16 protein-coding genes are annotated in these 13,554 nt (G+C 41.3%); 4 read left to right on the top strand and 12 right to left on the bottom strand.

Annotated features, from left to right (window positions below; genetic code table 11):
* Positions 1 to 53 precede the first annotated feature (53 nt).
* Positions 54 to 1,298 carry a dicarboxylate/amino acid:cation symporter gene (locus SJY16_RS01870; RefSeq protein WP_377887371.1) on the bottom strand — a complete coding sequence of 415 codons (1,245 nt, stop codon included), beginning with the start codon at positions 1,296 to 1,298 and terminating at the stop codon, positions 54 to 56.
* A gap of 601 nt (positions 1,299 to 1,899) precedes the next feature.
* Between SJY16_RS01870 and lipL the strand changes: the two genes are divergently transcribed.
* A complete protein-coding gene (gene lipL / locus SJY16_RS01865; protein ID WP_377887369.1) occupies positions 1,900 to 2,736 on the top strand; it encodes an octanoyl-[GcvH]:protein N-octanoyltransferase in 837 nt (278 codons plus the stop codon).
* Between the two features lie 173 nt (positions 2,737 to 2,909).
* On the opposite strand, the gene pta is transcribed toward lipL, so the two are convergent.
* Positions 2,910 to 3,884 carry a phosphate acetyltransferase gene (gene pta / locus SJY16_RS01860; RefSeq protein WP_377887368.1) on the bottom strand — a complete coding sequence of 325 codons (975 nt, stop codon included), beginning with the start codon at positions 3,882 to 3,884 and terminating at the stop codon, positions 2,910 to 2,912.
* Positions 3,885 to 4,299: 415 nt separating this feature from the next.
* On the opposite strand from pta, the gene hemQ reads away from it, so the two are divergent.
* From hemQ to gerQ, 3 genes are all read left to right on the top strand, one after another.
* Positions 4,300 to 5,046 (top strand): hydrogen peroxide-dependent heme synthase, encoded by a 747-nt coding sequence (hemQ, locus tag SJY16_RS01855; RefSeq protein ID WP_377887367.1) that lies wholly within the window; start codon positions 4,300 to 4,302, stop codon positions 5,044 to 5,046.
* 191 nt (positions 5,047 to 5,237) lie between these two features.
* Positions 5,238 to 5,660, top strand: a complete 423-nt coding sequence (locus SJY16_RS01850; protein WP_377887366.1) for a cell wall hydrolase — start codon at positions 5,238 to 5,240, stop codon at positions 5,658 to 5,660.
* A gap of 29 nt (positions 5,661 to 5,689) precedes the next feature.
* The gene (gene gerQ / locus SJY16_RS01845; RefSeq protein WP_377887365.1) at positions 5,690 to 6,151 is read left to right on the top strand and encodes a spore coat protein GerQ; all 462 of its coding nucleotides are present in this window, start codon (positions 5,690 to 5,692) and stop codon (positions 6,149 to 6,151) included.
* Between the two features lie 34 nt (positions 6,152 to 6,185).
* On the opposite strand, the gene SJY16_RS01840 is transcribed toward gerQ, so the two are convergent.
* The 10 genes from SJY16_RS01840 to flhA all read right to left on the bottom strand — a co-directional run bounded on the left by SJY16_RS01840 (position 6,186) and on the right by flhA (position 13,554).
* Entirely contained in the window at positions 6,186 to 6,554 is a 369-nt protein-coding gene (locus SJY16_RS01840) for a DUF423 domain-containing protein (RefSeq protein WP_377887364.1), read from the bottom strand.
* Positions 6,555 to 6,638: 84 nt separating this feature from the next.
* Positions 6,639 to 6,896 carry a helix-turn-helix domain-containing protein gene (locus SJY16_RS01835; RefSeq protein WP_377887363.1) on the bottom strand — a complete coding sequence of 86 codons (258 nt, stop codon included), beginning with the start codon at positions 6,894 to 6,896 and terminating at the stop codon, positions 6,639 to 6,641.
* Positions 6,897 to 6,898: 2 nt separating this feature from the next.
* Positions 6,899 to 7,045 (bottom strand): YvrJ family protein, encoded by a 147-nt coding sequence (locus SJY16_RS01830; RefSeq protein WP_377887362.1) that lies wholly within the window; start codon positions 7,043 to 7,045, stop codon positions 6,899 to 6,901.
* Positions 7,042 to 7,611 (bottom strand): sigma-70 family RNA polymerase sigma factor, encoded by a 570-nt coding sequence (locus SJY16_RS01825; protein ID WP_377887361.1) that lies wholly within the window; start codon positions 7,609 to 7,611, stop codon positions 7,042 to 7,044. Before SJY16_RS01825 ends, SJY16_RS01830 begins: the two co-directional genes overlap by 4 nt.
* 156 nt (positions 7,612 to 7,767) lie before the next feature.
* The gene (locus SJY16_RS01820; protein ID WP_377887360.1) at positions 7,768 to 8,205 is read right to left on the bottom strand and encodes a YaaR family protein; all 438 of its coding nucleotides are present in this window, start codon (positions 8,203 to 8,205) and stop codon (positions 7,768 to 7,770) included.
* Positions 8,202 to 8,681, bottom strand: a complete 480-nt coding sequence (locus SJY16_RS01815; protein ID WP_377887359.1) for a helix-turn-helix domain-containing protein — start codon at positions 8,679 to 8,681, stop codon at positions 8,202 to 8,204. Before SJY16_RS01815 ends, SJY16_RS01820 begins: the two co-directional genes overlap by 4 nt.
* A gap of 14 nt (positions 8,682 to 8,695) precedes the next feature.
* Positions 8,696 to 9,481 (bottom strand): FliA/WhiG family RNA polymerase sigma factor, encoded by a 786-nt coding sequence (locus tag SJY16_RS01810; RefSeq protein WP_377887358.1) that lies wholly within the window; start codon positions 9,479 to 9,481, stop codon positions 8,696 to 8,698.
* Between the two features lie 29 nt (positions 9,482 to 9,510).
* Positions 9,511 to 10,371, bottom strand: coding sequence for a MinD/ParA family protein (locus tag SJY16_RS01805; RefSeq protein ID WP_377887356.1), 861 nt, complete (start codon positions 10,369 to 10,371; stop codon positions 9,511 to 9,513).
* Entirely contained in the window at positions 10,355 to 11,521 is a 1,167-nt protein-coding gene (gene flhF, locus SJY16_RS01800; protein WP_377887355.1) for a flagellar biosynthesis GTPase FlhF, read from the bottom strand. Before flhF ends, SJY16_RS01805 begins: the two co-directional genes overlap by 17 nt.
* A complete protein-coding gene (gene flhA, locus SJY16_RS01795) occupies positions 11,518 to 13,554 on the bottom strand; it encodes a flagellar biosynthesis protein FlhA (RefSeq protein WP_377887354.1) in 2,037 nt (678 codons plus the stop codon). The genes flhF and flhA overlap by 4 nt, the downstream gene beginning before the upstream one ends.

Genomic DNA, 13,554 nt, shown 5'->3' with positions numbered 1-13,554 from the left:
GACGGATTGTAGAAGGTTTCTAAGAGTTATGAGTACGATTTTATCGTTACGTATTATCCTTTGAAATCACCGGCAGTAGACGGTGCAGCCTCATTTCTCTTTTCCTCTGATTTTGTTACATAAAGAGCACAAGCAGCATCCCCTGTGATATTAACTGCAGTACGCGTCATATCGAGCAAGCGGTCCACAGCAAGAATTAAGCCAATTGGCTCAACAGGAAGACCAACTTGTTTCAGAACCATCGCAAGCATGATGAGTCCTACACCAGGAACACCGGCTGTACCGATACTTGCCAGAGTAGCTGTTACAACTACGATAATAAGCTGAGTGAAGGTCAGATCAACACCAGTAATCTGTGCAATAAATACTGTTGCAACACCTTGCATAATCGCAGTTCCGTCCATATTAATCGTTGCCCCTAGAGGCTGAACAAAACTACTAATTTGTTTTGGAATCTTCAAGTTTTCTTGAGCTGTTTTCATTGAGACCGGAAGAGTACCACTACTTGATGAGGTACTGAACGCAACAGCCATCGCTGGAGAAAAAGCTTTATAGAATTTAAGTGGATTCTCTTTACCCAGCAAATAAATAGCACTACTATATGTGACGAGTGCATGAATAAACAGTGCAGCCAGTACGACAACAAAGTACATACCCATGGATTGAAGTGCTTCTTTACCCTGACCACCGACAGCAGAGGCGATCAAAGCGAAAGCTCCGTATGGAGCAGTTTCCATAATGATTTTCACTAGATACATCATGACATCGTTACCTTGTTCCATAAGGTCTCGCAGTGCTTTCGTTTTGTCACCAAGAACAGCAAGTGCAAAACCTATGAAAATAGCAAAAGCAATGATTTGAAGCATGTTTCCTTCAGTTAAAGCCTGAACAGGATTCGTTGGAATAATGTTCAGAATAGTATCCATTACAGGAGGTGCTTCCTCCGCTTTAAAATCACTCTGGCCGGAGAATGAACCTTCCACACCAGGTTTGATTAGATAAGCAAGTGCCATAGCGATTGAAATAGCGATGGTCGTCGTTACTAGGAAAAAGCCTACTGTTTTTCCTCCCATACGACCCAACTTCTTCGGGTCACTAATTCCGGCTGTACCTACTACGATTGAGAAGAACACAATCGGTACAACTAGCATTTTAATTAAATTTAAAAAGATTTGTCCGATGGGACCAAGAACATACTGATCAACAGGTCCAAACGCACCTGGTGCAAATAAATTAAAAACTACACCAACTAAAATACCCAATACTAAACCGGCAACTATCTTAACCGTTAGCTTCATGGACATTACCCCTCTCATGAATGGTTTATATGCAAGTCATTCGTTTGCTGTCTTGTTTTTATGAAAGCACTTACACTTTGTTTTGTTTCTATCTTGCTTGCTCTCTTTCTCGCTAACTAGTAAACACGCGAATATTATTATAGCATTTTAGACAATTCTCGCAAAATTATCTTAACTTAGTAAGTTTACAACTTCACCTATAAAATAAAGGTTTTAAAGGCAAAAAATCACTAAAACTAAGAAAAAAGTACGAGATATTTTCCCCGTACTTTCCAGCGCTGAGGAGCTATGGTATTAGGCGGAATGAAAGATGTAGTTTCCATAAATTTTATAAAGTGGAAACAAACCACTGTTTTTAGCGCAACTTATTTTCAGACCACAGTTTGTAAACTTATAAGTCCCTCCTCCTAGCCTATTTGTGGCTCGTGGCGCCCCCTCACCTCCCATATTTATCTAGTACCTATATTCCACTACTGTCACTAGCCCTAAACGTAATAATATGTCATCTCCCGGGAAATATTGTCGCAATATGTATTCTGAAGGTGAGTATTTTTTCGTGCTATAATAACAACAGATGATTTGTAACAGAAAGGAAATAGCTATGGCGAATGACTCAGTACTTTACCAGCCAGAATGGCGAATAATAGATCAATCAACTCTTGGACCTTCTTTCGACGCACTACAATCTTTTGCGATGGATGATACGCTATGCAACTCAACAGGGAGTGGCGAATCTTCACCGGTTATGCGCTCTTGGGTTCATCACGATACGATTGTACTTGGCATACAAGACACTCGTCTTCCCCACGTTGAAAGAGGAATCGAATACTTAAAACAACAAGGCTATCGGGTCATTGTTAGAAATTCAGGTGGTCTAGCCGTTGTTCTTGATGATGGTGTTTTAAATCTATCACTAGTATTTTCTGAAAAAGAGCAAGAGGTTGGCATCGACAAAGGGTATGAATCTATGGTCGATTTCGTGCAGGAAATCCTTAGCCCGTATGGTGTTGTTATCGAAGACCGTGAAATTGTTGGCTCTTATTGTCCTGGCCGCTATGATTTAAGCATAAATGGCCAGAAGTTTGCCGGAATCTCTCAAAGGCGTCTTCGTGGAGGCGTTGCGGTTCAGGTTTATCTTTGTGTGGACGGCAGTGGTTCAGAGCGTGCAGAACTGATCAAGGAGTTTTACGAGCGTTCCTTACATGGAGAAGAAACTAAGTTTAGTTATCCAGCAATTGTTCCAGAAACGATGGCTTCATTAAGCGAATTGATTGGAGAAGATTTATCGGTTCGTGATGTAATGATGAGGTCACTTAAAACGCTGAATAAATACGCAGGGTCATTGACGACTCAACACCTTTCGATTCCTGAGTTATCTCTGTACGATTACAATTATCAACGTGTTTTCACACGAAATGAGAAAGCACTTTATAAATAGTTGTTAAAAGCACCCGAAATCCGTTTCGGGTGCTTTTTATATCGCGTGAGATTAGTGGTATACCCGCAATTATTTCACTTTATGCGAGATAAAGGCCATCTCTCCTCGATCCTACCGTGAAATGAAACAAAAAAAAAGACTGCCGAACTCGTGTCGACAGTCTGTAACGAAACTTATAGACTTTGCATCGCTGTAATTAGCGCTAGCTTGTACACATCTTCTTCACTGCAACCTCTTGAAAGATCGTTTACAGGCTTGTTTAGACCTTGCAAGACCGGTCCAACTGCTTCGAAACCACCAAGGCGTTGAACCATTTTGTACCCGATGTTTCCTGCTTCAAGACCTGGGAATACAAATACATTCGCCTGTCCTTCAAGTGGAGATTCAGGTGCTTTTTTCTTTGCTACTTCTGGTACGAATGCAGCATCGAATTGGAACTCACCGTCGATGACAAGATCAGGTGCTTTTTCTTTTGCAATACGTGTTGCTTCCATTACTTTTTCTGTTTCAGGAGAAACAGCGGAACCTTTTGTAGAGAAGCTTAGCATCGCTACTTTCGGATCGATTCCAAACATCTTAGCTGTTTCTGCACCAGAAACGGCAATTTCAGCAAGGTCGTTACTATCTGGTGCAATGTTAATCGCACAGTCAGCAAACACATATTTCTGATCGCCTTTTACCATCACGAAAGCACCTGAAGTCTTTTTGATGCCTTCTTTTGTTTTGATAATTTGGAGAGCCGGACGTACTGTATCCCCAGTAGAGTGTGCAGCGCCACTCACAAGACCATCAGCTTTTCCTGTATGAACAAGCATCGTACCAAAGTAATTCACATCAAGAAGAATTTCTTGTGCTTGCTCTGCAGTAGCTTTCCCTTTACGACGTTCTACGAAAGACTCAACAAGAGCATTCATTTCTGAATAAGAAGCTGGATCAATAATTTGTAAGTCACTGTGAAGTTCAACATCTAATGTAGATGCTTTGTCTTTCACTGCTTCTTCTCCGCCAATAACGATTGGTTTTAAAATGCCATCCTGCGCAAGACGATTTGCCGCCACAAGAACGCGTTCATCTGTACCTTCTGGAAAAACAATTGTCGGATTTCCTTTTTTTACGGTATCTTTCATGGTTGTAAAAAGATCACTCATTGTATTCACCTCATTAATTTGATTTCCACCCCTACAATACTCTTTTTTCATGAAAAACAAAAATAAATCCCTATTTGTAAACCCTTCCATTTAAAAGTTCTATTTTTCTGACGAATAAACAATGATACTTGTAACCACCTCACGACACTCCTACCACGTATATCACACTATAGAAATCGTTAGCATAGGAGTCGGCCTCGATTTCAAATTTCATGCATGACTTTCCTTTATGAATAATAGTAAGCTTTATAAATTAATGAACCTGATTTATGGGTTCATCCTTAATAAACGAATACAAGAAAAGCGTTAGACTTCCTTCAAACGCTCCTCCTCCCAATCGCTTTCAAACAAGGACAAGTATTGGTATAGTAGAAGGTGGAGATTGATTGGATAATTAATAAGGAGTGAATCATATATGAACCAAGCAGCAGAAACTCTTGATGGCTGGTATTGCCTGCATGATTTCCGTTTGATGGATTGGACTGCATGGAAGCAGCTATCTAGCGAAGAACGTGACAATGCGATTAACGAATTCTTAACTTTCCTAGAAAAGTGGGAAGTAACAGCAAATCACAAAGAAGGAAGTCACGCGCTTTACTCCATCGTGGGTCAAAAAGCAGACTTTATGTTGATGCTCCTTCGCCCTACAATGGAACAACTCAATGAGATCGAAAATGCGTTTAATAAAACGACACTTGCAGAATATACAATTCCAGCATATTCATATGTATCCGTTGTCGAGTTAAGTAACTATATGGCTGGCAAAGACAGTGACCCTGATAACGACCCTCGTATTCAGGCACGCTTGAAACCAGAGCTTTCTGAAGCACCATATGTTTGCTTCTACCCAATGAACAAGAAACGTGAAGGAAACGATAATTGGTACATGCTATCAATGGATGAGCGTCGTGACATGATGCGTAGCCATGGACTTATCGGTCGAAGCTACGCTGGGAAAGTAAAACAAATCATTACCGGTTCAGTCGGTTTCGACGATTGGGAATGGGGCGTTACACTATTCGCTGATGATGTGCTTCAGTTCAAAAAACTTGTTTATGAAATGAGATTTGATGAAGTGAGTGCACGCTTTGGTGAATTCGGAAGCTTCTTTGTTGGAACTCACCTTCCTAAAGAACGTCTCCCTCAATTCTTATACGTGTAATAGGATGTGGAAAAGCCATTGAAAACGTACGTTTTCAATGGCTTTTTTCTATGTGCATATTCCTCACTTCTTTCTTCATTCACAAAAAGTCATAACCTCCCGTATTAAACATACAATGAGTTACGAAGGGCCATGGCATTTTTCTTTCATCCTGCAAATGATCATTGTGAAACCTGAGAAGAGGTGGGCTTTTGGCCGTAATTCAAACGAATGACTCTGATGTCGCCCTCTTAGCTCGCTTAATGCGTGCTGAGGCAGAGGGTGAGGGTGAACTAGGTATGCTGATGGTAGGAAATGTCGGTGTCAATCGAGTAAAGGTGACATGTCTCGATTTTAAGAACATCAACTCTATTACGAACATGGTTTATCAAAATCCAGGAGGATTCGAAGCGACTCAAAAAGGCTATTTTTATCAACGAGCTAGAGAAAAGGAAAAACGACTTGCTCGAAAGACGATCAAAGGCATTCGATACCACCCAGCAAGTAATGCACTGTGGTTCTTTAAACCATCGGGAACCTGCCCTGCTCAATGGTACGATCAATGGAATGCTGGAAGGTTTAAAGCGCATTGCTTTTATCAACCTACCGAAAGTGAGTGCTCAGAGGTTTACTAAGGCTAAGGGAACGCTTAAGGAGGGTTACGATGAAGAATAATCTATGGAACAACGGGGGCGGCGGGTATGGACAGATGCCGCAGCAAGGACAAAATGGAATGGGGCAAAACGGTCAGGGACAACAAATGGGGCAGCAATCATATCCATCAGGATACCCTGCGCAAGGTCAACAAGTACAGGGTGCCATGACACAAGGTCAAGGCTTTCCAGCTCAGTTGGCAGTCGAGCAATCGTATATAGAAAATATTCTTCGTTTAAACCTTGGAAAAGTCGCGACAATCTATATGACGTTTGAAAACAACGAAAAGTGGAATGCGAAGGTATTCAAAGGAATTATTGAAGCCGCTGGAAGAGATCATATTATTCTTTCTGATCCGCAGACAGGGAAACGCTATATTTTATTAATGGTCTACTTGGACTATATTACGTTCGATGAAGAGCTTGAATATAACTACCCTCTCCAACAAATGACCTCATATTCCCCAAGATAAATCAAAAACCGGCCTAACCTAGGCCGGTTTTCTATTACAATTTTAATGCAGCCACTGCAAGAAGAATCCAAGCAATGATAAAAGCTAAGCCTCCTAGTGGGGTAATCGCTCCAAGAATTTTAATACCACTCAAGCTCAGCACATAAAGGCTTCCTGAGAAGAGGATAATGCCAGCAAACATCAGCCACCCAGCCCAATTGATAAGTCCTGCTGATTGCAGCTTGTCAGCAGCAAGTGCAATACCGATCAATCCGAGAGCATGATACATATGATACTGAACGCCCGTTTTGAACGTTTCCAGCATTCTTTCTGATAAACGTCCTTCTAACCCATGTGCGCCAAAGGCACCTAGACCAACAGCAAGACAAGCATTGATCGCACCAATTATTAAAAAGATTTTCATAATAAACCCTCCGTATTGTTACTTCCATCTTCATCATAGCTAAAAGCGATTAAAGCTACAATCATTTTCATAAAAGTTCATACATCATTCACCACTCCCACTCTTCCCTTTTTCTAGATTTATCACAAACTCTTCAAAGTCAGGCACCTCGTCAATCTTGTATTTGCCAATCGCTTCGTATACCTTCACGAACAAGTCTTGTCGCAAGTCGTCTCTCTCTTCATATGATGTTTGTCTTAATTCTGCTTCGATTTTCTTCTCAAATGTTTGTAGGATAAGCGAGATCGCTTCCTCATCTTGTTTCTTAGCACGTTGTAAAAGGTTATATAGTCTGCTTTCCATAGTTATCCCTTCTTATCAGATTCCTGTTGAGCAATCACATTAGATAAATTTTCAACTTTTCTCTCCAGTCGAATGAGTAAATACAGCGACACAACGATTGGAAAACCTAAATCACCGATCATCGTATTAATAATATTTGTGATGTTCATTCGCTCCCCTCCTTTACCACATCTCTTAATTTCGTCAATGCACGTTTTCTTCGTCTGCTTACAGCCTGCTGAGACACTCCACCATCAATTGCTATCTCTGTATCAGTAGCGCCTTCACTATAAAAAAGAGCTAACACTTCTTTCTGTTTATCTGTCAGCCTTTTATACGCCCGATACAGAGGGAAGGATAGGAACTGTTGCTCAACATCCTTTGCAGTAGAATGAAGCGGTTCCCCAGCAACTAGATCGATCCAGGAGTCCCCGTTCTCTTTCACAGGTTGATCGAGCGTTAGTGGATACCTCATGTTGTTTAATCTGTGTTTTCGATCGAAATTAATCGCCGTATAATGAATCAAGCTTGATAAATAAGCAATAAATCGAATTTCTGCATAATACATATGAAAAAGCTTGTTTAACCTTTGAAGTCTGTCCGCCCTCTGTTCTTCACGAACTTCGATGTAACATCTCCAGTTCTCCTCACCTTCAATGAAAGATCGGAAAAGGGGGTTTTTCATGAGCTCACCATGAGCACCCTTTATCATAGAATATGGACATCTTTGCATCATCCTCACCTCTCCCTTCTCTTTGTGTAAGATAGAAAGTATCCATTCTTCCAAAAATCACAACCATCAATTAGAACGTATGTTCTTGTTTTTATTATAGAAAAACTCATGCGTTCCCACATGAGCAAAAACTTCCTATTTTCCCCTAGTACAAATGACCTATAATAGTAAATCCACTAGCAGTCCCTTAACCTCACCCACAAGCGAGAGAACGCGCACACCGGACTTTTCTTTTTCTAGAATTTCCTCTTGAAGCTCTACAAGCTTTTCTTCAACCGTTTCAACTAGTTTATATGTTCGATTTCGACCATTCGGATCGGTGCTGTTCTTTTCGGATAGTGATAAACCTTGACCTACTGCTTCTTCAAGAAAGTTCTTTACTAAACGTTTGTATGCTGTTAAGTTTTGAAGCGTTTTTTCTTTTCCTAGCAGCTTTCCTTGGTCTTCGATTTGATGAAGTAGCCTTTGAAGTGCCGAGCCTTTCAACTCTTTTGCAGCCTCATTCATCACATTGTTGAATGTGTTTCGAGACGATAGTTTCGTTGTGTCTTTCTTTACTGAATCAAGCATTAGTTGACTTGATTGTTGGATTTTCATAGCTGTTGAGACCTTCCATGAATCGTTACAATAAGTTCGACCTCTCCGACTCCACAGTTTAGGAACTTTGCGATCTCATTTATCGTAAAACCTTCTTTGTATAACTTGAGAGCTTGCTGCTTTCGATCATTTCTTACAGAAGGGTGCTGAAGAACGACCGATCCAGGTTTCGGATATTGCTGAACCTCTTTTGGTGGCTCCCGTGGTGGCACATCTTCCTCTGGTACCACCTTGTCTCTAGATTGCTCAAGAATTCGCAGTCGTAAATCAATCTTACTCTCTCGCTTTTCAACAAGTGTTTTCACGCGATCGATCAATTGATCATTTTCATGCTCAAGCTGTTCGATATAGGATTGCATACTTTCTCTAACCTCTTCTTTTAGATTGGATCCTTTGGACTGCTTGAGAAATAGAAGTACGATACACAAAAAGCTAACCAGATGTAAGGCTATGCTGATAAAAATGAAGATTATCATTCAATTCACTCCGATTACATGGATTGGACATGTTCTTTATTCGCTCGAAGAGCACCCTTCATACGCATTAATGCTTTTGAATGAAGTTGTGAGACTCGACTTGTAGACAGCTTAAGAATTCTCGCAATTTCAGTTAAGGTAAGCTCTTCAAAATAAACGAGCGAAATAACTAGTTTTTCTTTTTCTGGCAGGCGATCGATGGTTTCCGTCAGGATTTCTTTAATAAAATGCTCATGGATATGCTTTTCTGGGAGGTCAGCACGTTCATTCTCAATGACATTATACCGTTCGATTTGCTGTTGATCTTCTTCATAAACCGGCTCATCAACTGAAATCATGATTGAAAGAGAGGCATCCTGCATCGTTTGTTGAACTTCTGCTGCCGTCATTCCAAGGTGATTTGCTACTTCTTCATCTGTACAAGACTTTTGATGCTCTTGTTCTAACAGCGCATACGCTTCCTCGATCTTGCGCGCTTTATCTCTCACAGATCGCGGTACCCAGTCATTCTGTCTCAATCCATCGATGATCGCACCTTTGATTCGCCAATTCGCATAGGTTTCGAATTTAAGGTCACGTTCTAGCTCAAACTTATCGATCGCATCTAGCAAACCATTGAAAGCAAAACTACTAATATCATCCGGATGAACAGAGGAAGGTAATGTAGCCACATAACGTTTCACAGCATAATCAACAAGTGGTCGATAGAAGGAAACTAGATAGTTACCGGCTTCTTCGTTTTTCTCATTTTTCCATGCTTTCCAATATTCAATTGTCTGTTGGTCCATTTTGGATTTCATGGGATTCACCACCTGATTATGTCTTCCATTTATTTATGAAACAATGTTTTCATAAGGAACCCTTTCACTCCTAGCTTGTATTGGGTAGGAAGTTCAAGGTAAGCTCTTGCGATTTGATTGATTGCTTCAGAAGCTTTTGAACGCGGGTACTGCAAAAGAAATGGTGTTTGGTTCATAACGGCTTTCCTTACTGCGTCATCATCTGGAATATACCCAAGCACCTCGATCGGTTTATTCAGAAGTTGTTCAGAAGCTCGCAAAAAGTTAGCTGAAGCCTGTTCTCCCTCTTGATCGTTGATAGTACGATTGACGATTAGCTTGACTGGTAGGTTAGCATTCTTCGTGTGGAGTGCTTTTAATACTGCATAAGCATCCGTAATCGATGGAGGTTCTGGATTGAGTACGATAAAGATGTCGTCTGCAGATTGAAGAAATCTCATGCTTTCAGGAGTAAGGCCTGCACCCGTATCTAAAATGATGTAATCGACTTTGCCTTGTAGACTACTAAACTCATTGAAGAAGTGGTGAAGTTGATCATCAGTCATTGAAAAAACAGTACCTATTCCATTACCGCCAGCAATAAAAGTAAGTCCCTTCACACCTGTTTCGAGTACGTCTTCAAGTGAGAGCCTTTCTTTAAGCATAGATACCAATGTTTCTTTTGGCGTAACACCCATCAGGACATCAACGTTCGCCATACCTATATCCAAGTCAAGGATCATCACTTTTTTATCGAGTGCTTCCATACTTAAAGCTAAATTTAAACAAATATTGGACTTTCCGACGCCGCCTTTACCGCTCGTTACTGCGATAACCTTCGTCTTTCGTTCACGATGGGACTCTGCACGACTAGTGATCTTCTCTCTTAATTTGTTAGCTTGATCTGTCATACATCTTATCCTCCATTACTAGATCCACAGGGGGGCATTGGGTAGTCCTCACCATATCATCCGGCACGTTTTGACCATTCGTAATGAGGGTCACCGGAATCTTATACTCTTCCATTAAGTTGAAGATCGGTCCTCGGGCTTTCGTTTCATCCATCTTCGTCAAAATGACTTCTGTCACACCTACGCTCTGAAAATTATCTGTGATTACTTTTAAATCGTTATATCGGTGAGTCAGGCTGAGAACGAGACTGATGGCGATATCGTTCTTTGAAACAAGTTCTTCAAGTTGTGAAATATACTTGTATTGCTGGTAATTCCGTCCTGCTGTATCCATTAAAATCGTGTCACATTCCGAAAGTTTTCCGATCGCATATGAAAGGTCATCAGGTGATTGAACGACTTCTAAAGGAATTCCTAGGATATCCGCATACGTGCGCAGCTGATCAACTGCAGCAATTCGATACGTATCTGACGTAATCAACCCTACTGACTTTCGTTCATTTAGGATGATATCTCCAGCAAGTTTAGCGATCGTCGTCGTTTTCCCTACACCAGTCGGACCAACAAAACAGCGTATTTTCTTAGAAGGTGTAGCCATGTCTGGGTATTCTTGTGTGCGCTTTTGCAACCCCTGTCTCATCCAGATGAAAGCATCTTCTCTAGAAAACCCAGGAGATAGCTTCGCTTTCATGAGTAAGTCTGCCATGATGGATGAACGAATCGATTTAGAGAATTCATGATCTTCCAAAAAGGTGTTGACCGGTTTCAAATGCACGGGTAACCTTTCTGTTTCCATCATCTGCATCATCATTTCTTTCATGGACTTTAATTCGCCAATAACATGTTTCTCTTCCTCTTGAATCGACTGTGGTTCGGGTTGTGGAACCTCTTCCGCTTTAGGTTTAGGCGCTTGTTCTCGTCGCTTCTTCTCTGATTCGAGCAGCGTCGCAAACTCATCCTTCTTTTCCTTTGCGGCTTTATCTTCATCTAATACAGCGAGGACTTCGAGCTTGGTCTTCTGAAAAAAACCGAGAAACCCTCCAACTTTTATCTTTTTCGTATTTAAAATGACGGCGTCTTTACCAAGATCCTTTCGAATCATCGGCATAGCTTCTCTCAGATGGTTTACCGTATATCGTTTTATTTTCATGGCAGATTAATCACCCCTACACTCTGGACTTCAACATCAGGTTCTAATTCACTATAAGATAGAATTGTTAAGTCAGGCATATATCGCTCGAGAAATTGTCTTATATACATTCGAATGGCAGGAGAGGTAAGTAAAATCGGCTGAATCCCAGATTGCTGGAGTCGGTTTACTTGTTGCAATACTTCCTGGTAGATGGTCTGGGACGTTTCTGGATCAAGCGCTAGATAGCTACCTTGATCAGATTGCTGCACTGACTCTGCAAAGCGCTTCTCAAGTCTTGCACCAGCTGTCAGTACTTTGACCGCTTCACCAGGAGCTGCGATTTGAGCCGTAATCTGTCGTGATAACGTTTGTCTCGCGTATTCTGCCAACACATCCGTGTCCTTTGTTCGAATTCCATTATCAGCAAGTGATTCAAGAATCATATCGAGTGACCTGATTGAAACTTTCTCTTTTAGTAACCTCATCAGAACTTTTTGAACGTCACCGATTGTGAGAACATTCGGTATGAGCTCCTCTAGAACTGCAGGTGATGTTTCTCTCACATTTTCTAGAAGGTTCTTAACTTCCTGGCGACTCAATAGCTCATGGGCGTGTTTTTTGATCACTTCTGTTAAATGAGTTGATACGACCGATGGTGGGTCAACGATGGTATAACCTGAAAGCTCTGCTCGATCCTTCATTTCTTCAGTCACCCAGAGTGCTGGAAGTCCAAAAGCAGGTTCTACCGTTTCGATACCAGTAACAGTTTCATCTTCCACTCCGCTACTCATAGCAAGATACTGATTTAGTAAAAGCTCTCCTCCAGCAACGCGGTTGCCTTTGATTTTGACAACATATTCATTAGGCTGTAGCTGTATGTTGTCACGGATTCGGATGACAGGCACCACGATTCCTAGTTCTAGTGCGATTTGACGACGTATCATGATGACTCGGTCAAGCAAATCGCCGCCCTGCTTTTGATCTGCGAGCGGAATCAGCCCATATCCGAACTCAAATTCAATCGGATCAACATGAAGAAGGCCAGTAACGCTCTCAGGACTTTTCATTTCTTCTGCTTCTTCATCGCCAGCAGCCGTTTCTACTTCTTCTGCTGTAGTATCAAGAGTCTTCTGCATCATCCAACCAGAATAGATAAGCAAACCTGCGATTGGAAATGTTAATAGCGGATTGATTGGCGTTGCGATACCAAGAAGCGCAACAACTGCTCCAACTATGTACAACAATTTCGGGTAAGCAAAGATTTGTCCTGTAATATCCGTTCCAAGGTTTCCGTCTGACGCAGCTCGAGTTACGACGATACCTGTAGCAGTCGAAATCAATAGTGCAGGTATTTGACTCACAAGACCATCGCCTATCGATAAAAGCGTAAACGTAGTCGCCGCATCTCCTACAGGCATTCCGTGAACGACCATTCCGATGATGAGTCCCCCAATAATATTGATCAGCGTAATGACGATTCCTGCGATTGCATCTCCTTTTACAAACTTACTTGCACCGTCCATCGCACCATAGAAGTCTGCTTCACGTTCAATCTTCTGACGACGTTCACGTGCATCATGGTCCGAAATCATTCCGGCATTTAAATCTGCGTCGATACTCATTTGCTTACCTGGCATCGCGTCTAGCGTAAAACGTGCTGCTACTTCAGCTACACGTTCGGACCCCTTCGTAATTACAATAAATTGAATAATAACGAGAATAAGGAAAACAAGGAGTCCTATTACTACACTTCCTCCAACCACAAATGATCCAAACGTTTCAATTACCTGTCCGCCGGTTTTGTTTGTCAAAATTGAACGCGTCGTCGAAACGTTAAGCCCTAACCTAAAGAGCGTTGTAAGCAATAAGAGGGATGGAAAAATGGAAAATTGCAACGCTTCTTTCGTATTCATTGCAACGAGAATAATTGTTAAAGCCAGGCTTATATTCATCATGATCAAAAAATCCAATAACAATGGAGGAAACGGAATAACCATCATGATGACGATCATAATGACTGATACAAGAACTGCAAAATCCCTTAATTTCAT

Origin of the sequence: Alkalihalobacillus sp. R86527 (assembly GCF_042466185.1) — a bacterium.
Lineage (GTDB): Bacteria > Bacillota > Bacilli > Bacillales > Guptibacillaceae > Guptibacillus.
The sequence above is the reverse complement of the archived record's forward strand: the minus strand, read 5'-3'. Positions and strand labels throughout refer to the sequence as shown.